We start from the raw sequence: 18,631 nt of genomic DNA, 5'->3' as shown, positions 1-18,631 counted from the left end.
GACGCCTCTGTCGATCAGTACTTCGCGACCACCGGGCCGCCGAACTGATAGTTGATGCCGGCGCGCAGGATGTTGTCGGTGAAGCGCGACGAAACGTTGGCGGCGATCGTCGAGCCCGGCGCCAGCGTGAACGGACCGGACGAGAAGCGGCCGAGATCCATGTAGAGATATTCGAGCTTGGCGCTCCAGTTCTGGGTGATCTTGCCTTCCACACCCACGCCGACGGTCCAGCCGGCGCGCGTTTCCGAATTCGAGCCGACCGAGGCGATCGCGACACCGGCGGGCGTAAAGCCGGACATGGTGCCGGTGGTCTTGATCGAGCCGAAGGCCAGACCGCCGGTGCCGTACAACAGCACCTGGGGCGCCGCCAGGACGCCGACGCGACCGCGGACGGTGCCGAACCATTCAAGCTTCTGGTCGATCGCCAGCGTGGTGCCGGCAGCGGCGCCCGCGGGCAGGAAGGTCAGGCCGGGAAGACAGGCACCGCCCGCAAGTCCGGAAGCAGCGCAACTGAAGCCCGCGCTGCCCTTCTCACCCGACCAGTTCAGGTCGCCCTCGATGCCGAACACCCAGTTGGCGCTCTGCCAGTTGTAGCCGGCCTGGCCACCTGCGACGCCACCGTTCATGTTGAACGAGGCGCTGGTGATGGAGCCGGCGGGCGCCGCGATCGCAGCGCCACTGGCCGTATTGTTGTAGGTGACGTCGCTGCGCGAACGGCCCCAGCTGTAGCCGCCGTTGGCGCCGATATAGAAGCCCGTCCAGCTCCAGACCGGCTCGACCATGACCGGTGCCTTGACGTAGGGCCGCGCCGCCAAATCGGCAGCCATTGCGCCCGTTGCGAACAGCGACATCGCCGCTGCGATTCCAATCACAATCCGCTTCATGAAAATCCCCTCCGCACAATCTCGTGACCAAAATATACGCCGCGGACTGCCCAAGGACTGTGCCGGCTTGGCAACATTCAGAAACAATCGATTTGAAGTGGCGCCCGCACCAGAACACCACCACCCCGACATGCAATTGATTCTAAAAGAAATTATCTCGCCCCGCTAAGGCGATGTCGTCCTGGTCCGCTGCGTCCATCCGACGCGGGCGAGCAGCCCGTCGATCACAGGCCAGAACAGCAGCACGATCGCCAGCGTCGTTATCGAGCCGACCAGACCATTCGACCAGAACACCTTGAGGTCGCCGCCGGAGCCGATCATCGACAGGCGGAAGGCGTCCTCGGCGCGGTTGCCGAGCACGAGCGCAAGGGTGAACGGTGCCAGCGGAATGCCGATCTTCTTGAAGACGTAGCCGACGACACCGAAGCCGAGCATCAGCCAGATGTCGAACATCGCGTTCTGGATCGCATAGGCGCCGATCGCGCAGGACACCACGATCATCGGCGCCACCGCCGCGAACGGCACGCGCAGGATCGAAGCGAAGATCGGCACCGTCGTCAGCACCAGCACGAGGCCGACGACATTGCCGAGATACATCGAAGCGATCAGGCCCCAGACGAAATCCTTGTGCTCGACGAACAGCAGCGGGCCCGGATTGAGCCCCCACACCATCAACCCGCCGAGCAGGATGGCCGCGGTGCCGGAGCCGGGGATGCCGAGCGCCAGCATCGGCAGCAGCGCCGAGGTGCCGGAGGCATGCGCTGCGGTTTCCGGCGCGAACACACCCTCGATGCGGCCCTTGCCAAAACTCTCGGGCTCCTTGGCGAAGCGCTTGGCGAGATTGTAGCCCATGAAGGACGCCGCGATCGCGCCGCCCGGGGTAATGCCGAGCCAGCAGCCGATGAAGGAGGAGCGCAGCAGCGTCACCCAGTATTTCGGCAGATCCTTCCAGACGCCGAGCACCACGCGCAGCGAGATGCTCGCGGCGTGACCGCGCAGTGCCAGCCGCTCCTCCATCGTCAGCAGGATCTCGCTGATGCCGAACAGGCCGATGACGGCGACGAGGAAGTTGATGCCGCGCAACAGCTCGGCGGAGCCGAAGGTCATGCGCAACTGGCCCGACACCGTGTCCATGCCGACGCCGGCGAGCAGAAGGCCGAGCGACATCGAAATGACCGTCTTGTGCTTGGCTTCGCGCCCGAGACCGACGAAGGAGCAGAAGGTCAGCAGATACACCGCGAAGAACTCGGGCGGCCCGAACTTCAGCGCAAAGGACGAGATCATCGGCGCAAGGAAGGTGATCAACAGCACCGCGACCAGCGAGCCGATGAAGGACGACGTGAACGCCGCGGTCAGCGCCTCCGCTGCCCTGCCCTGCTGCGCCATCGGATAACCATCGAAGGTGGTCGCGACCGACCAGGCTTCACCCGGGATGTTGAACAGGATCGAGGTGATCGCGCCGCCGAACAGCGCGCCCCAATAGATGCAGGACAGCATCACGATCGCCGAGGTCGGATCCATCGTGAAGGTGAGCGGCAGCAGGATCGCGACGCCGTTGGGGCCACCGAGACCCGGCAGCACGCCGACGAAGATGCCGAGCACCAGCCCGACCATCATCAGCACGAGCGTCTTCCACGTCAGCAGGACGGCGAAGCCGTGAAGCAGGAGACCGAAAGCTTCCATCGCGGGTCCGCCTAGTAGCCGAAGGCCGCTTCGAGCGGCCCCTTTGGCATGATGACGTCGAAGGCGATGTCGAAGGTGACGAACATGATCGCCGTGAACAGGAAGGCGGTGAGCAGCGATTTCCACAGCGCGATCTTGCCGATCATGCGCATAAAGCCCGCAATCAAAAGGAAGCTCGCGACATAGAGGCCGAGGAACTGCGTCACCAGGCAGAACAGCAGCGTCGGCACGAACACCGCCATCACGCGGCGGGCCTGCGCGCGCGTGATGAAAGTCTCAGCGGCCCCGCGGCGCGCCAGCAGCGCGACGATCACGCCGTAGAGGCTGGCACCGCCAAGGACGATCGACAGATAGAACGGAAAATAGCCAGGCTCGGGCCCGGTCGAATCCCAGGAGGCGCCGGTGCGCCAATTGTCGTAGCCAAGCGTGGCGGCGAGCGCCAGCAAAAGAAGACAAACGAATATCTCGATCGTGCCGGAGGAAACGACGGAAGGCGAGTCGTCTTCAGGCGCGGTCGGATCGTCGACGACGATTTCAAGATCGGTTTGGGACATGCTCTAACAACAAACGCTGCGGCCGATCCCCTCTCCCCGCTTGCGGGGAGAGGGTTAGGGTGAGGGGGAGTCTCAACGGGGACGGTGAAAGTCGGACTCGCGAAGAGTCCCCCTCACCCGCATCGCATCTGACGATGCGATGCGACCTCTCCCCGCAAGCGGGGCGAGGTAAAGACGATCACTTCGCAACGAAACCGGCTTCCGTCATCAGCGACTTGTTGGTGGCATCGTCCTCTTCGAGGAATTGCACCATGTCCTTGCCGGTCAGGAAGATCGGCTTCAACGCCTGCTTCTCCATGTAATCCTTGTACTCGGCGGTCTGCGTCACCTTGTGGAAGAGCTCGACATAGAATGCCTGCTGCTCCGGCGTGACCTTGCCGGGCAGGAACATCGCACGCAGCATCAGATACTGGACGTCGACGCCTTCCTCCTTGCAGGTCGGGATGTCGGCCCAGGACTGCGTGTCCGTCACCTTGGTGGTGTAGGAGATGCGCTCCTTGTCGAACACGCAGAGCGGACGCACCTGGCCGGCACGCCAGACCTCGAGGTTTTCGCTGGGGTTGTTGACGTTGGATTCGGTGTGATTGCCGACCAGCTGGGTCGCGGCCTCGCCCCCGGACTTGTAAGGCAGGTAGGAGAATTTCGCGCCGGTCTTCTGCTCGAGGAAGACGGTCAGCACGTGGTCCTCGCGCTTGGAGCCGGTGCCGCCCATCTTGAACGGTGCGCTCGCGGCCTTTGCGGCCGCGACGAATTCCTTCACCGTCTTGGGGCCGGCGCTGTTGTCCCACAGCACGAACTGGTCGAGCGCAATCACCGAGACCGGGGTCAGCTCGCGCCAATTGAACGGGATCTTCGCCGACAGCGGCAGCATGTAGATCAGCGAATAGGCGATCAGCACCTTGTTCGGATCGCCCTCGCTGGACTTCATGTACATCAATGCTTCCGCACCCGACGCGCCGCCCTTGAGCGAAACCACCATCGGTTGCTTCATCAGATTGTTTTTCTGGATCGCGGCCTGCATCATCCGCGCCATCTGGTCGGAGGCGCCGCCGGCGCCCGCCGCCACTACGATCTCGACCGGCTTGGTGGGTTCCCAGCCGGCAAAGGCGGGCGCGCTCAACAGCAAGGCCGTCGCAGCTCCGACGGCTTTCAATGGAATTCGCACGAGTTTCGTCCCCTGGTTATTATTGGCTTTGTGATGCCGGGAATTTTATCGGTGCATTGTGCGGACTAAAGATCGCGAGTTCAAGCAGGCGGGCCTTCCGCCGCATATGACTTTCGGCTGACGACGCGGGCGCTACTTGCCCTTCCAGACCGGCGTGCGCTTGTTGAGGAAGGCGTCCATGCCCTCGCGGAAATCTTCGCTCATATAGGCCTTGAGGATCAGGTCCTCGCCCTCTTCGCGCGAGAGCGTGCGGCGGATGCGGCGCACGGCTTCCTTGGTTGCTTCCAGCGTGAGCGGCGCATGGCTCGCGACGAGCTTTGCGGTCTCGTCGGCGCGACGCTGCAGCGTCTCGACATCAGGAACGATCTCGGTGAGCAGGCCGAGCGACAGCGCTTCCTGCGCCTCGACCAGGCGTGCCCTGAAGATCAGGTCCTTGGTGCGGGCGGGCCCTACCAGCGAAACGACGCGGCTGATGTTCGACATCGACAGGCAGTTGCCGAGCGTGCGCGCGATCGGGAAGCCCATCCGCGTCGTCTCGGTGCCGATGCGAAGATCGCAGCAGGCGGCAATGCCGGCGCCGCCGCCGGTGCAGGCGCCCGCGATGGCCGCGATCACGGGCACGCGGCACTGCTCGAGCGTGCCGAGCACGCGGTCGATCCGTGCCTCGTAGTCGAGCGCGTCCTGCGCGGTCTTGAAAGCACGGAACTGGGAAATATCGGTGCCGGAGGCAAATGCCTTGTCGCCGGCGCCGGTGAGGATCAGCGCCTTGATCGAGCGATCGGCGTTGATCTCCTGGCAGATCTCCGCCATGCGGTCATACATGGCGAAGGTCATGGCGTTGCGCGCCTGTGGGCGGTTGAAGGTGATCCGCGCGATGCCGTCCGTGATGGAGTAGAGCAGGTCTTCGTTAGCAGTCGCAGGTAAGTTCATCGCGCGCTCACTTCTTCTTCAAGTTGGATCGTTCAGGCCACCTGAGCCTTCGTCATCGGCACCGCATCGCGCCCCTTCAGCACGTCCATGGCCGCCAGCACGCCGCCGCTCCGGTGCGGAATCTTTGCAAGATCCAGGCCCATCTCGACGCCGGCGAGCGTGCCCATCAGCATCAGGTCGTTGAAATGGCCGATATGGCCGATGCGAAACACCTTGCCCTTGACCTTGTTCAGGCCGGTGCCGAGCGACATGTCGAAGTTCTCCAGCACCACCTTGCGGAAGGCGTCGGCGTCGTGACCGTCGGGCACGCGTACGCCGGTCAGCGCCGGCGAATGCGCGGCGGGATCCACGCACTGCGTCTCCAGGCCCCAGACCTTGGCCGCCGCGCGCGTCGCCGCGCTGTGGCGCTTGTGGCGGGACCAGACGTTCTCGAGACCTTCTTCCTCGAGCATCTTCACCGCTTCGCGCAGCCCGTAGAGCAGATTGGTCGCGGGCGTATAGGGGAAGGTGCCGAGCTTGTTGAAGGAAATGACTTCCTGCCAATCCCAATAGGAGCGCATGCCGGGATTGGCCTTGGCGACATTGAGCGCCTTCTCCGAGACGGCGTTGAAGCCGAGACCCGGCGGCAGCATCAAGCCCTTCTGCGAGCCCGCGACCGAGACGTCGATGCCCCAGGCGTCGTGCTCGTACTCCATCGAGCCGAGGCCGGAGATAGTGTCGACCATCAACAGCGCCGGATGCTTGACGCGGTCGAGCAGCTTGCGCACCTCGAGCGGCGGCGTGACGCAACCGGTCGAAGTCTCGTTGTGGACGACGCAGACCGCCTTGATCGCGTGCTGCTTGTCGGCAACGAGGCGCTTCTCGATCTCGGCCAGGTCGGCGCCATGGCGCCAGTCGCCCGGGATGAAGTCGACGTCGAGCTTGAACTTGTCGGCGATGCCGCGCCACAGCACGGCGAACTGGCCGGTCTCGCACATCAGGACCTTGTCGCCGGGCGCGAACACGTTGACCATCGCCGCTTCCCAGGCGCCGGTGCCCGACGACGGGAAGATGATGACGGGCTGCTTGGTGCGGAACACCCGCTGCATCGAGGCCAGAACCGCGAAACCGAGCTCGGCGAACTCCGGACCGCGATGGTCCAGCGTCGGCATGTCCATCGCCCGCAGCACGCGGTCGGGCACGTTGGTCGGTCCTGGAATCTGGAGAAAATGCCTTCCAGTATGCACGGTCATAGGCGTCCTTCCCGGTCTTTGAGGCTGTCTTGCTCGAGCGTGGCCCGCATTGGGCTCCGGCGAGCCGCTCGCATATCACTATTCGCCGGGCTTGTCCCTCGCCCGACGGGGTCCGTCAATGCACAAGAAGCAGGGCTCGCTTGCCAAGGGCCGTCACGGGAGGCAAGACGGTGCCGGCGAACAGGCGAGAGCGGACCATGGCGGCGGAAGTGGCTGGAAAATCACCGGAATCGGTCCAAACGGACCGTCTGGCGGCTCGTCTTGCCCGGGAAGTCAGCGGCGACGTCCTGTTCGATCGCTTCAGCCGCGGCCGCTACGCCACCGACGCCTCGTTCTACCAGATCGTGCCCTCCGGCGTGGTCGTCCCCAAGACCATGGACGAGGCCCTGCGGGCGCTGGCGATCGCTCGCGACGAGGGGGTGAAGGTCACCCCGCGCGGCGGCGGCACCTCGCAATGCGGTCAGACCGTCAATGACGGGCTCGTCGTCGATCTCTCGAAGCACTTGAACCGCATCCTGTCGCTCGACGTCGCGGGCCGGACCTGCGTGGTCGAGCCCGGCATCGTGCTCGACGACCTCAACCGCCAGCTCAAAAAGCATGGCCTGTGGTTCCCGGTCGACGTCTCCACGGCCTCGCGCGCCACCATCGGCGGCATGGCCGGCAACAATTCCTGCGGCGGCCGCTCGCTTCGCTACGGCACCATGCGCGACAACACGCTGTCGATGGAGGCCTCGCTGGCCGACGGCACGCTGAGCCGGTTCGGCGAGGTCTCGCGCGATCTCTCGGACAGCGACGCCGGCGAGACCATGCGCGCGCTGTTCCGCGACATGCTCGATCTCGGCGCGCGCGAGGCCGACGAGATCGCGGCGCGCTTTCCCAAAGTGCAGCGCCGCGTCGGCGGCTACAATCTCGATGCGCTCACGCCGCGCAACTCGCGCAACAACATCGCACATCTGCTGGTCGGATCCGAAGGCACCCTCGCCTTCACCACCAAGGTCGAGCTGAAGCTGTGGCCGGTGATCCGCAACAAGGCGCTCGGCGTCTGCCATTTCGGCAGCTTCTACGAGGCGATGGATGCGGCCCAGCATCTGGTCAAGCTGAAGCCGATCGCGGTCGAGCTGGTGGACCGCACCATGCTCGCGCTCGGCCGCGACATCGCGATGTTCCGCCCGATCATCTCCGCCGCGATCAAGGGCGATCCGGACGCAGTGCTGGTGGTCGAGTTCGCAGAAGAGGACCAGGCCGACAACCTCGCGCGCCTCAAGCAGCTCGGTGAGCTGATGGGCGATCTCGGCTTCGCCTGGACCAACGACACCCGCAAATGGGGTGGCGTGGTCGAGATCACCGAACCCGCCTTGCAGAGCGGCATCGCCGACTTCCGCGCAGCCGGGCTCAACGTCATGATGTCGATGAAGCAGGAGGGCAAGCCCGTCTCCTTCGTCGAGGACTGCGCCGTGCCACTGCCGCACCTCGCCGACTACACGGCACGCCTGAACGAGGTGTTTGCCAAGCACGGCACCAGCGGCACGATGTATGCGCACGCCTCCGAGGGCTGCCTGCATGTGCGGCCCGTGCTGAATTTGAAGCTGGAGAAGGACGTCAAGGCGATGCGCGCCATCGCCGAGGAAGCCTTCGCATTGGTGCGCGAATACAAGGGTTCGCATTCCGGCGAGCATGGCGACGGCCTGGTGCGCTCCGAATTCCACGAGACCATGTTCGGCGAGCGCCTCGTCGCCGACTTCCGCGAGGTGAAGCACCGCTTCGATCCCGATGGCGTGCTCAACCCCGGCAAGATCGTCGACGCGCCCAGAATGGACGACCGCTCGCTGTTCCGCTTCAAGCCCGACTATCGCGTCAAGGAGCTGAAGACGAAGCTCGACTGGTCGGCCTATCCCGGCGCCGGCGGCGGTTTCCAGGGCGCAGTCGAGATGTGCAACAACAACGGCGCCTGCCGCAAGCTCGAGGGCGGCGTGATGTGCCCGTCCTATCGCGCCACGCGCAACGAGAAGGACGTCACGCGAGGTCGCGCGAACACGCTGCGGCTCGCGATCTCCGGCCAGCTCGGCCCCGATGCGTTGTCCTCCGACGAGATGATGGAGACACTCAAACTCTGTGTCTCCTGCAAGGCCTGCCGCCACGAATGCCCGACCGGCGTCGACATGGCCAAGATGAAGATCGAGGTGCTCGCGGCACGCGCTGCCTCGCTTGGGCTGACGCTGCGCGATCGCCTCGTGGGCTACCTCCCGCGTTACGCCAGCCTCGCCTCGCGCTTCGCGCCGCTGGCAAATTTGCGCAACCGCAGCCCGCTGCTGCGAAAACTGTTCGAGCGATTTGCCGGCATCAGCGCGCGCCGTGCCCTGCCCGCCTTCCGCAGCGACGTGTTCGTGCCTCCGGCCGAGAGCGTCGGACCGGTGGCCGGCCGCGAGGTCGTGCTGTTCGCCGACACGTTTAATCGCATCTACGAGCGCGAGAATCTCGAGGCCGCGCTGCGCGTGCTGACGGCCGGTGGCTATCGCGTGCACCTGCCAAAACCTGCGAGCGGCAGCCGCCCGCTCTGCTGCGGCCGCACCTTCCTCTCCGCAGGGCTCGTCGACGAGGCCAGGTCCGAGCTCGACCGTCTCGTCGCCACCTTCGCGCCCTTTGCCGCACGCGGCGTGCACATCATTGGCCTCGAGCCGAGTTGCCTGCTGACGCTCCGCGACGAGCTGGCGTCGCTGCGCAAGGACGACGACGCCAAGGCGGTCGGCGCCCATGCCCTGACCTTCGAGGAATTCCTGGTTCGCGAGGCGGAAGCCGGAAGGCTGCAATTGCCGCTCGGCACCGTCGCCGACAAGGCCATGGTGCACAGCCATTGCCATCAAAAATCCTTCGGCGCGTTCAAGCCGGTCGAGCAGGTGCTGCGGCTGGTCCCCGGCCTCGAGGTCGAGACGATCGAATCGAGCTGTTGCGGCATGGCCGGCGCGTTCGGCTATGGCACCGAGACCTATGACGCCTCGATCGAGATGGCCGAGCTGTCGCTGCTGCCGGCCGTAAGGCGCGCGGGCCAGACCACGCTGGTCGTCGCCGACGGCACCTCCTGCCGCCACCAGATCCACGACGGCGCGCAGCGCGAGGCGCTTCACGTCGCTCGCGTGCTGGCGATGAGCCTCGATCGCGCCGAGACCCAATCCCTAACCAACCCAGTCGCAAAGGAACCCAGCCATGGCTAATCTCACGCTCGATACCGCCCGAAAAATCCTCGACGCCGCCTTCGCAAAGTCCACCGAGCTGAAGCTGAAGCCGCTGGTCGTCACCATCCTGGACGCCCGCGGCGTGCTCAAGATCGCCGCCGCGCAGGATGGCACCAGCCTGATGCGCGCCGAGATCGCCCACGGCAAGGCCTATGGCGCGCTCGCCATGGGCATGGGCTCGCGTGCGCTGTACCAGCGTGCCCAGGAGCAGGCCTATTTCATCGACGCCGTGAACACCATCGCCAAGGGCGCGCTGGTGCCGGTCCCCGGCGGGGTGCTGATCATGGACGGCGCGACGCTGCTTGGCGCGGTGGGAGTGTCCGGCGACACGTCCGACAATGACGAAGCGTGCGCTGTGGCCGGCATCCAGGCGGCTGGCCTGAAGGCCAACGCGGGCTAGCTCGTCATTCCGGGGCGCGCCACTTGGCGCGTGCCGACGAATGACGTCAGGCGAGAAGCCGATTTTGCCTTGATACACCTGTTTTGCCCGACGGAGCAAGCAATTTTCGGTAAGACCGAAAGTTCTCCAAGCGTTTCAACCCCAGCTCTACTGTGCATGGGGTTGTTTTCTCGCTCTTGAGGTGCCGGAGCGCGCCTCCCCTCTACCTTCCCGTCCAGACCGGCTTCCGCTTCTCGCCGAACGCCTTCAGCCCTTCCTTGGCGTCCTCGGTCATCGCCAGTAGTGCGATCTGGCTTTCGGTGTAGGCGATGCTCTCATCGAACGACATCGCAGCGATGGCGCGCATGGCGTATTTGCCGCGGCGGATCGCGGTCGGGGATTTGTCGACGATGCGGCCGATCAGCCAGTCGACCTTGGCGTCGAGCTCGGCCGCGGGCACGACGTAGTTGAGCAGGCCTGCCGCCTGCGCGGCTTTTGCGTCAAACGGCTCCCCGGTAAGCGCCCATTCGTTGATGAGGCGTCGCGGCGCGATCTCCTGCAACAGGCTCAGCACCTGCATCGGAAACACCCCGACCTTGACCTCCGGCAAGCCGAAGATGACATGATCTGCCGCAACCGCCATATCGGTCATGCACAGCAGGCCCATGCCGCCGGCCATGCAGACCCCGCCGACGCGCGCGATCGCGGGCTTGGTCGCGTTCTGCGACAGGCGCAACAGATCGGCGTAATCGACATTCGGCCTGGAGTGATCCATCGCGAACGCCGCACCGGAATTCTGCAAATCGGCGCCGGCGCAAAACGCCTTGTCGCCGGCGCCGGTCAGCACGATGACGCGGACGTCCTTGTCCTCATGTGCGTCGCGATAGCCGCGCGTGATGCCCGCGATGACGTCGCCGTTCAGCGCGTTGCGCTTCTCCGGCCGGTTGATCGTGATCCAGAACGCCTGCCCGCGCTTCTCGGTGATGACGCTTGTGGTGTCGGCCATGCGGTTCAATCCTTGCTCCCGGTTTGCAGCCATTTGCGGCAGCTCGGGTACGAGGTGCAAGGCCAATCTGTTAGGATTGCGCCGCTTTAGCGCCTCGACGCAAATCTGCGGCCGATTGAAGCGCGAACGCAGCTCAGGCCGCAGACGCCTTCCTGATCCAGACCTTATTGTCGTGGAACGCAGCGCCGCCGATCGGAGCAATCGTGTCCGCACCGGTCAGCATGTTGATGCCGCGGCCGCCGATATGATTTTTGTTCGGGTGCACGGACTCCGCGATCAGCACGCCACGGCGCACGCCGTCGAACAGCACGGCCCTCAGCGTGGTCTCGCCGCGCGAATTGCCGAGCGTCACGGCATCGCCATCGGCGATGTCGAGCGCGGCAGCATCTGAGGGATGGATCATCACACTCGCCTTGCCTTCACGCGCCTGCGAGGACGGGGTCTCGTTGAAGGTGGTGTTGAGGAAGCTGCGCGACGGGCTGGTCGCGAGCCGGAACGGATGGGCCTGATCGGTATGCTCGATCACCGCCCAATGGTCCGGCAGCGAAGGCATCTTGTCGAAATCGCCCATGGTCTGGCCGAACGGCGGATGCGCCCAGTCAGCCTTGAAATGAAACTTCTTGTCGGGATGAGCGAAGCCATCGAGATAATGCGAGGTGCGGAAGTCCGGCTGCAAATCGCGCCAGATGTCGGCCTCGAGACCGGCGATATCGCCATGGTTGCTGAGCTGCAGTGTCGTGTCGATCAATTCGCGCGGCGTCATTTCGAAGCCCGGATGCTGCGCGCCAAGCCGCGGCGCCAGCGCCTGCAACAGCTGGTGGTTGGAGCGGCATTCACCGGGCGGATCGATCAGCTTGGGGCCGACCGAGATGTGCTGATGGCCTCCGCCGTAATAGAGATCGTCATGCTCCATGAACATGGTTGCCGGCAGCACGATGTCGGCCATCAGCGCCGTCTCGGTCATGAACTGTTCGTGCACCGCGACGAACAAATCCTCGCGCGCAAACCCCTGCCGGACCAGCGCCTGCTCCGGCGCCACCGTCATCGGGTTGGTGTTCTGGATCAGCATCGCTTTGACCGGGCCCTTGCCGAGCAGAGCCTCGGCATCGCCGGTGAGGATGCGGCCGACCTGCGACTGGTCGAGCGCGCGGATCGTCTTGTCGATCGCGTCATGGCCTTCGATGACGGACTCGTTGAAGTGCCAGAGCGCGTAATTGTTGAAGAAGGCGCCGCCGCCTTCATACTGCCACGCACCGGTCACGGCGGGAATGCAGTTTGCCGCATGCATCTGCATTGCCCCGTTACGCGAACGCGTGAAGCCGTAGCCGAGACGGAAGAACGTCCGCTTGGTCTCGCCGACGGCCTTGGCAAAGGCCTCGATCTCCGCCACCGGTACGCCGGAGATAGCGGAGGCCCATTCGGGGGTGCGCGCCTTCAGATGCGCCTCGAGCTCATTCGGACAATCGGTGTACTTGTCCATATAGGCCCGGTCGGCATAGCCGTCGCGAAAAAGAACATGCATCACGCCGCAGGCGAATGCGCCGTCGGTGCCGGGCCGCAGCAGGATCTTGATGTCGGCCTGCTTCATGGTCTCGTTGTCGTAGATGTCGACGGCCGCGATCCTCGCGCCGCGCTCCTTCCGCGCACGCGCGGCGTGCGTCATCACGTTGACCTGCGTGTTGACGGGATTGGTGCCCCAGATCACGACGAGATCGGACAGCGCCATCTCGCGCGGATCGGCGCCGGCGATCTTGCCGGTGCCGATCGCAAAGCCGATGCGCCCGACATTGGCGCAGATGGTCTGGTAGAAGCGCGAATACTTTTTGACATGTGTGAGGCGATTGAGACCGTCCCGCATCACCAGGCCCATCGTGCCCGCGTAGTAATACGGCCAGATCGACTCCGCGCCGAACGCGCGCTCGGCCTGATTGAAACGATCGGCGATCTCGTCCAGCGCCTCATCCCAGCTGATCCGCGCAAACTGCCCGGAGCCCTTCGGTCCAGTCCGGCGCAGCGGATACATCACCCGCTCGACGTGATGGATGCGCTCGGCATAGCGCGCAACCTTGGCGCAGACCACACCAGCCGTGTAGGTCTGCTTCTTCGAGCCGCGCACACGGCCGATGCTGCGGCCTTCCACCACCTCGACGTCGAGCGCACAGGCCGACGGGCAATCATGCGGACAGGTGGAGTGACGGATCTCGATCTTGGCGTGCTGGTTCATGGCCAATTTCGTAACACCAAAATACCGGGCAGCCGAGGGCCTTTATCCGGCAATGCCCATGCAAAATGCTCAAAGCCAGCGCGCGGCCTGCTCCTTCCGCGACCGCGAAATGCCCCGCTGCCACACCGAAACGAGGCCGATATTCCGGCCGGAATCGACTTTGTGAGGCGTCGACAGTCCGCGTCCGCTACCGCTACAGTGCCGGCCAACAAAAACGAGTTCAGGGAGGTGGGTGTGACGGCCCGACGATTGATGCTGGCGCTGGCCGCCGGCCTGCTCACCCTATTCCCCGCAAACCCGTCCCTGGCGCAAGATTATCCTGCGCATGCGGTCCGCATCGTCGTGCCGTTCGGCGCAGGGGGGCCGGCCGACGTCGCAGCCCGGCTGATCGGTCAGGCGCTCCAGGAGCGCTTTGGCCAACCCTTCGTGGTCGAAAACCGGACAGGCGCGGGCGGCGTCATCGGCACGGTCGAGGCGGCGAAGTCGCCGGCCGACGGTTACACGCTGCTGATGATGTCCAATACCCAGACCGCAAATGAATCATTGCTGACGCCGGAGCAACGCAAATACGATTTGATGCGCGACCTCGCGCCGATCGCGCCGGTGAACTATTCCGATCTCGTCATCGTGGTGAACCCGCAAGTTCCGGCAAAAACGCTGCAGGAGTTCATTGCGCTCGCCAAATCGCAGGCGGGCAAGCTCAACTACGCCTCATCCGGCCAGGGCACGCCCTACCACATGGCCGGCGAACTGTTCAAAGCGATGGCCGGCATCAATGTTGTCCACGTCCCCTATCGCAACAGCGGCGAGGCCCGCAGCGGCGTGATCGGCGGCCAGGTGCAAATGATGATCGACGCCGTGCCGGCGATGGCGCCGAACATCGGAGAGAACCAGGTCCGCGCACTCGCGACCACCGGCCGGCAGCGCTCGACCGTACTGCCGAACGTGCCGACTGCCGGCGAGGCCGGTGTCGCGGGCTACGAGGCGACGATCTGGCTCGGCCTGATGGCCCCAGTGGGCACGCCCAAGCCGGTCATCGACAAGCTCAACGCCGCCGTGAACGCGATGGTGAAGCGGCCGGACATCGTCAAACTCTGGACTGAGCAGGGTGCCCTGCCCATGTCGATGACGCCGGAAGAATTCGACAAATTCCTGCGCGGCGACATCGCGAAATGGGCTGATGTCGTCAAGAAGTTCGACAAGTCCTGAGGCCGTGCTGCCTATGCCCGCCATTCAATTTCGGCTCAACGGCGCGAACCTTGGTGTGGATGCCGATCCCGATCAGACGCTGCTCGACATTCTGCGCAACCGGCTCGGCGTCACCAGTCCGCATTTCGGCTGCGGGGCCGGTGAATGCGGAGCTTGTTACGTGATGGTCGACGGCCACGCGATGGCGTCCTGCGAGATGCCGATGTGGTCGGTCGCCGACAGGGACGTCGTCACGGTAGAGGGCCTCGGAACAGTGGAGCAGCCGCATCCGCTGCAACGCGCCTTCATAACCGAGCAGGCGATGCAATGCGGCTATTGCGTTTCGGGAATCCTGATCAGCGCGGCGGCGCTGCTGCAGCGCAATCCGTCGCCGACGGAGATGGAGGTCAGGGCAGCGCTCGATCGCAATTTGTGCCGTTGCGGATCGCATAACCGCATGGTGCGGGCCGTGCTGCGGGCGGCCTCGGAGATGGCGGCATCATGATTGCTCCGTCCCCTGCCCCGAAACTGCCGGCCAGCCTGGCGGCCAATCCAAGACTGTCGTCCTGGGTGAGGTTCACCAGCGTAGGGCGCGTGGCGATCTCGCCCGGCAAGGTCGAGATCGGCCAAGGCATTGTCACGGCACTGGCGCAGATCGCGGCGGACGAGCTCGACGTCGAGATAAGTCGGATCGAGATGATCCGCGCCTCGACCGCGACCAGCCCGAACGAGGGCGTCACCTCCGGCAGCCTGTCGATCCAGCAATCCGGCCGCGCGCTGCGTCACGCCTGCGCCGAGGTGCGCGAACGCTTCCTCGCGGCAGCATCCGAACGTCTCGGCGTCGATGCATCGCTGCTCGGCATCGAGGATGGCACGATCATGGGCCCCGGCAATGTCAGGACCAGCTATTGGGAGCTCGCAGACGACGTTTCGCTCAACCATGATGCTGCCGCCGGCGCTTCGGCGAAGACTGTGGCCAGGCGCACGGTGGCCGGACGTTCCATGCAACGCGTCGACATTCCCGACAAGGTGTTCGCGCGGCCGCGCTTCATTCACGATCACGCGCTGCCGCGGCTCGTGCACGGACGCGTCCTGCGGCCGGACGTCTCGGGCGCGAAGCTGATCGCGCTCGACGAAGCCGCTGCGCGCGCCGCGCCCGGGCTAATCGCGATCGTCCGCGATGGCGGCTTTGCGGGCGTCGTCGCCGACAGCGAGGCCGCCGCGGAAGCCGCGCTGAAAGCCTTGCGCAAGGGGGCCACATGGTCGGCCGGAGAGCCGCTCCCCAATGAGAACGATCTGGCGGGCTTCCTGAGAGGCCAGCCGATCGAGAGCACCGTCATCGATACCAGGGCAGCCCCCGCATCAGGAAAGGCGGCCCGCACGCTCCGGCGGCGGTACACCCGCCCCTACATCGCCCACGCCTCGATCGCACCGTCCTGTGCGATGGCTCAGTGGAACGGTGATCATGTCCATGTCTGGACCCACAGCCAGGGCGTCTATCTGCTGCGCGCCGATCTCGCCATCGTGCTCGAGCTGCCGGCCGAAAACATCGTCGTCGAACACATGGAGGGCGCCGGCTGTTACGGACATAATGCGGCCGACGATGTCGCGCTTGATGCCGTGCTGCTGGCAAAGGCTGTCGGCGGCCGTCCAGTGCGGGCGCAATGGTCGCGCCACGACGAGATGTCCCACGCGCCGTTTGGTGCCGCGATGGCGGTCGAGATCGAGGCCGATCTCGACCCAGATAACGAGATCATCAGCTGGCGCCATGCGATCTGGAGCAACGGCCACACGGCGCGGCCAGGGCGCGCGACGCAGCCTGCCCTGCTGGCGGCGAGCGAGATGGCAAATCCCTATCCGCGCATGATCTCGACAAATCCGCCGGCCGCCAATGGCGGCGGAGGAGACCGCAACTCCGTCCCGCTCTACGACTTTCCGGCTTGGACCATCACGAGCCATCGCTTGCTGACCATGCCGGTGCGCACCTCTGCGCTGCGGACTCTCGGTGCGCAAGGCAACGTATTCGCGATCGAATCCCTGCTCGACGAAATCGCGGCCCTGCGCGGCGAAGACCCGATCGCGTTTCGCCTGCGGCACCTTCGCGACGAGCGGGCACGCGAAGTCATCCGTGCTGCCGCACGACGTGCAGGCTGGAAGCCCGCGAAGCAGTCCGGCAACGGTCACGGCGTCGGCTTTGCCCGTTACAAGAACACGGGCGCGTATTGCGCTGCCATCGCCGAGATCGAAGGCGCCGAAGACATCCGCGTGAAGCGGCTGACGCTTGCGGTCGACGTCGGCGAGGCCATCAATCCGGACGGCGTGATCAACCAGATCGAGGGCGGCGCGATCCAGGCGACGAGCTGGGTGCTGAAGGAACGTGTCCGCTTCGACCGGACGCGCATCACATCAACCTCGTGGACGGACTATCCGATCCTGACCTTCACCGAGGTGCCGGCAGTCGATGTCGAGATCATCCAGCGGCCGGAAATCGAGCCCGTCGGCGCAGGTGAAGCCGCGCACGGCCCGGTGACGGCGGCCATCGCGAACGCGGTCCACGATTGTCTCGGCGTGCGCGTGCGCGATCTGCCGATCACGCGTGACAGAATCATCGCAGCCATGGAGCTTGCATCGTGACGACAGTGAACATTCTGAGCGGTGGCGCGGCGCAAGGCCTGGTGCGTGGTCTCGCCGAGGCCTTCAAGGCCCAAACCGGCTTCGACATCGACGGTGAGTTCGGCGCCGTCGGAGTGATGGCGGACAAGCTGCGCGCAGGTACGCCGGCCGATCTCTTGATCCTGACGCAGGCGCTGCTCGCAAAACTGGCGGCGGAGAAGCTGGTCACGCCCTCCTCGATCGCGGATGTCGGCCGGGTGGAAACCGCCCTCGCCGTTCGCAATCGCGATCCCAAGGTGACCGTAAGGACGGAAGCCGATCTGCGCGAGGTGCTGCGGTCCGCAGACGCCATCTACGTTCCCGACACCAAGGCCTCGACCGCCGGCCAGCACGTCGCGAAAGTGCTGGATCAGCTCGGCATCGCCTATGAGGTCGCCTCGCGCCTGAAGATATTTCCGAACGGCGCAACGGCGATGCGCGAGTTGGCCTCGTCCACCGCGAAGCGGCCGATCGGATGCACGCAGGCGACCGAGATCATCGCAACTGACGGCATCGCGCTCTCCGGTCCGCTGCCGCCGGGAAGCGAGCTGACGACGATGTACACGGCCGGCATTGCCACGAAGGCGGCGCATCCGAAAGAGGCCGCGGCGTTGATCGCGCTGCTCTCCGGCGCAGACCACAGGGAATTGCGCCGGCGCATGGGCTTTTCCGGATAGATGCGAACCCTATTTGTGCAACTGGGTCAGACCGGTCGGCGGACCGTCGACCCCGGTCCAGCCGCCGTCCACGAACAGCGTGCTGCCGCTGACATAGCTTGCGGCATCCGAGGCGAGATAGGCCACGGCTGTTGCGACCTCGTCAGCGCTGCTCCAGCGATTGAACACGGTGTGGCCGGCGTAGAGATTGTAGATGTCGGGCCGCTGCTTGAACGGACTGGTCAGCGCGGTCTCCACGATGCTCGGTGCGATCGCATTGACGCGCACCCCGGCATGGCCAACCTCGGAGGCAAAGCCCTTCACCAAAAGGCCGATCGCCGCCTTGGTCGAGCCATAGACTCCGAGACCCGGCTCGATGGTCACCGCGCGCACTGAGGAACAGGCGATGATGCTGCCGCCCTTTTGCTCGACCATGATGCGGCCGAACGCCTGGAAGAACCAGACCGTGCCCTTGACGTTGAGGTTGAGGACGCGATCGAGATCCTCCTCGGTGTAGTCGAGGATGGTCTTGCGGATGTTGAGCCCCGGCGTCGTCACGGCGATATCGAGCCGCGGAAATTTCTGCATCACGGTCTTGGCGAGCGCATTGACGTCCGCAGCACTCGAAGCATCGCAACTCGCAGCTTCCGCCCAGCCACCCTTGTCGCGAATGCCCGCAGCGGTCGCCTCGGCTGCGTCAAGCGCGCGATCGGCGCAGACGACGCGGGCACCGAGCCCGGCGAGCGCCTCGGCCGACGATTTGCCGATGCCCGAGGCGGCGCCGAGCACCACGGCCGTCTTGCCGGTGAGATCGAAGAGCTTGCGATAGTCAGTCACGGACAGATTCT

General features: G+C 65.1%; 15 protein-coding genes. 6 read left to right on the top strand and 9 right to left on the bottom strand.

Going from position 1 to position 18,631, the window contains the following annotated elements:
• Positions 1-14: 14 nt before the first annotated feature.
• From ACWAT4_RS13785 to ACWAT4_RS13760, 6 genes are all read right to left on the bottom strand, one after another.
• Complete coding sequence (locus ACWAT4_RS13785) at positions 15-884, bottom strand: outer membrane protein (RefSeq protein WP_212444506.1); 870 nt, start codon at positions 882-884, stop codon at positions 15-17.
• Between the two features lie 165 nt (positions 885-1,049).
• The gene (locus ACWAT4_RS13780) at positions 1,050-2,567 is read right to left on the bottom strand and encodes a tripartite tricarboxylate transporter permease (protein WP_212426280.1); all 1,518 of its coding nucleotides are present in this window, start codon (positions 2,565-2,567) and stop codon (positions 1,050-1,052) included.
• Positions 2,568-2,578: 11 nt separating this feature from the next.
• Positions 2,579-3,121 (bottom strand): tripartite tricarboxylate transporter TctB family protein, encoded by a 543-nt coding sequence (locus ACWAT4_RS13775; protein WP_212444507.1) that lies wholly within the window; start codon positions 3,119-3,121, stop codon positions 2,579-2,581.
• Positions 3,122-3,299: 178 nt separating this feature from the next.
• Positions 3,300-4,286 (bottom strand): Bug family tripartite tricarboxylate transporter substrate binding protein, encoded by a 987-nt coding sequence (locus ACWAT4_RS13770; protein ID WP_212444508.1) that lies wholly within the window; start codon positions 4,284-4,286, stop codon positions 3,300-3,302.
• Positions 4,287-4,418: 132 nt separating this feature from the next.
• Complete coding sequence (locus tag ACWAT4_RS13765; RefSeq protein ID WP_212444509.1) at positions 4,419-5,216, bottom strand: enoyl-CoA hydratase/isomerase family protein; 798 nt, start codon at positions 5,214-5,216, stop codon at positions 4,419-4,421.
• 32 nt (positions 5,217-5,248) lie between these two features.
• Positions 5,249-6,448, bottom strand: coding sequence for a pyridoxal-phosphate-dependent aminotransferase family protein (locus tag ACWAT4_RS13760; protein ID WP_212444510.1), 1,200 nt, complete (start codon positions 6,446-6,448; stop codon positions 5,249-5,251).
• Between the two features lie 197 nt (positions 6,449-6,645).
• Here ACWAT4_RS13760 and ACWAT4_RS13755 point away from each other — a divergent pair, with 197 nt between their 5' ends.
• Positions 6,646-9,657, top strand: a complete 3,012-nt coding sequence (locus tag ACWAT4_RS13755; protein WP_449730757.1) for an FAD-binding and (Fe-S)-binding domain-containing protein — start codon at positions 6,646-6,648, stop codon at positions 9,655-9,657.
• A complete protein-coding gene (locus ACWAT4_RS13750; protein WP_212444512.1) occupies positions 9,650-10,078 on the top strand; it encodes a GlcG/HbpS family heme-binding protein in 429 nt (142 codons plus the stop codon). The genes ACWAT4_RS13755 and ACWAT4_RS13750 overlap by 8 nt, the downstream gene beginning before the upstream one ends.
• A gap of 202 nt (positions 10,079-10,280) precedes the next feature.
• Here ACWAT4_RS13750 and ACWAT4_RS13745 read toward each other — a convergent pair whose 3' ends face one another.
• Together ACWAT4_RS13745 and ACWAT4_RS13740 are read right to left on the bottom strand one after the other, a co-directional pair.
• Complete coding sequence (locus ACWAT4_RS13745) at positions 10,281-11,063, bottom strand: enoyl-CoA hydratase/isomerase family protein (RefSeq protein ID WP_449730756.1); 783 nt, start codon at positions 11,061-11,063, stop codon at positions 10,281-10,283.
• 133 nt (positions 11,064-11,196) lie between these two features.
• A complete protein-coding gene (locus tag ACWAT4_RS13740; protein ID WP_449730755.1) occupies positions 11,197-13,287 on the bottom strand; it encodes a molybdopterin oxidoreductase family protein in 2,091 nt (696 codons plus the stop codon).
• A gap of 252 nt (positions 13,288-13,539) precedes the next feature.
• On the opposite strand from ACWAT4_RS13740, the gene ACWAT4_RS13735 reads away from it, so the two are divergent.
• From ACWAT4_RS13735 to ACWAT4_RS13720, 4 genes are read left to right on the top strand one after another with little or no spacing between them, the layout of a single operon-like run.
• The gene (locus tag ACWAT4_RS13735) at positions 13,540-14,496 is read left to right on the top strand and encodes a tripartite tricarboxylate transporter substrate binding protein (RefSeq protein ID WP_449731210.1); all 957 of its coding nucleotides are present in this window, start codon (positions 13,540-13,542) and stop codon (positions 14,494-14,496) included.
• Between the two features lie 13 nt (positions 14,497-14,509).
• Positions 14,510-14,980 (top strand): (2Fe-2S)-binding protein, encoded by a 471-nt coding sequence (locus ACWAT4_RS13730; RefSeq protein WP_212426289.1) that lies wholly within the window; start codon positions 14,510-14,512, stop codon positions 14,978-14,980.
• Positions 14,977-17,109, top strand: a complete 2,133-nt coding sequence (locus ACWAT4_RS13725) for a xanthine dehydrogenase family protein molybdopterin-binding subunit (RefSeq protein WP_449730754.1) — start codon at positions 14,977-14,979, stop codon at positions 17,107-17,109. The genes ACWAT4_RS13730 and ACWAT4_RS13725 overlap by 4 nt, the downstream gene beginning before the upstream one ends.
• Positions 17,106-17,804, top strand: a complete 699-nt coding sequence (locus ACWAT4_RS13720) for a molybdate ABC transporter substrate-binding protein (RefSeq protein WP_449730753.1) — start codon at positions 17,106-17,108, stop codon at positions 17,802-17,804. Before ACWAT4_RS13725 ends, ACWAT4_RS13720 begins: the two co-directional genes overlap by 4 nt.
• Positions 17,805-17,813: 9 nt before the next feature.
• On the opposite strand, the gene ACWAT4_RS13715 is transcribed toward ACWAT4_RS13720, so the two are convergent.
• Entirely contained in the window at positions 17,814-18,620 is an 807-nt protein-coding gene (locus ACWAT4_RS13715) for an SDR family NAD(P)-dependent oxidoreductase (protein ID WP_449730752.1), read from the bottom strand.
• Between the last annotated feature and the right edge of the window lie 11 nt (positions 18,621-18,631).

The organism is Bradyrhizobium sp. T-1, from assembly GCF_053592855.1.
The sequence above is the reverse complement of the archived record's forward strand: the minus strand, read 5'-3'. Positions and strand labels throughout refer to the sequence as shown.

What these genes read in the sequence shown, in the direction of transcription:
- ACWAT4_RS13785 (WP_212444506.1), bottom strand. Translation starts at nt 884, where the DNA reads ATGAAGCGGATTGTGATTGGAATCGCAGCGGCGATGTCGCTGTTCGCA.
- ACWAT4_RS13780 (WP_212426280.1), bottom strand. Translation starts at nt 2,567, where the DNA reads ATGGAAGCTTTCGGTCTCCTGCTTCACGGCTTCGCCGTCCTGCTGACG.
- ACWAT4_RS13775 (WP_212444507.1), bottom strand. Translation starts at nt 3,121, where the DNA reads ATGTCCCAAACCGATCTTGAAATCGTCGTCGACGATCCGACCGCGCCT.
- ACWAT4_RS13765 (WP_212444509.1), bottom strand. Translation starts at nt 5,216, where the DNA reads ATGAACTTACCTGCGACTGCTAACGAAGACCTGCTCTACTCCATCACG.
- ACWAT4_RS13760 (WP_212444510.1), bottom strand. Translation starts at nt 6,448, where the DNA reads ATGACCGTGCATACTGGAAGGCATTTTCTCCAGATTCCAGGACCGACC.
- ACWAT4_RS13755 (WP_449730757.1), top strand. Translation starts at nt 6,646, where the DNA reads ATGGCGGCGGAAGTGGCTGGAAAATCACCGGAATCGGTCCAAACGGAC.
- ACWAT4_RS13750 (WP_212444512.1), top strand. Translation starts at nt 9,650, where the DNA reads ATGGCTAATCTCACGCTCGATACCGCCCGAAAAATCCTCGACGCCGCC.
- ACWAT4_RS13745 (WP_449730756.1), bottom strand. Translation starts at nt 11,063, where the DNA reads ATGGCCGACACCACAAGCGTCATCACCGAGAAGCGCGGGCAGGCGTTC.
- ACWAT4_RS13740 (WP_449730755.1), bottom strand. Translation starts at nt 13,287, where the DNA reads ATGAACCAGCACGCCAAGATCGAGATCCGTCACTCCACCTGTCCGCAT.
- ACWAT4_RS13735 (WP_449731210.1), top strand. Translation starts at nt 13,540, where the DNA reads ATGCTGGCGCTGGCCGCCGGCCTGCTCACCCTATTCCCCGCAAACCCG.
- ACWAT4_RS13730 (WP_212426289.1), top strand. Translation starts at nt 14,510, where the DNA reads ATGCCCGCCATTCAATTTCGGCTCAACGGCGCGAACCTTGGTGTGGAT.
- ACWAT4_RS13725 (WP_449730754.1), top strand. Translation starts at nt 14,977, where the DNA reads ATGATTGCTCCGTCCCCTGCCCCGAAACTGCCGGCCAGCCTGGCGGCC.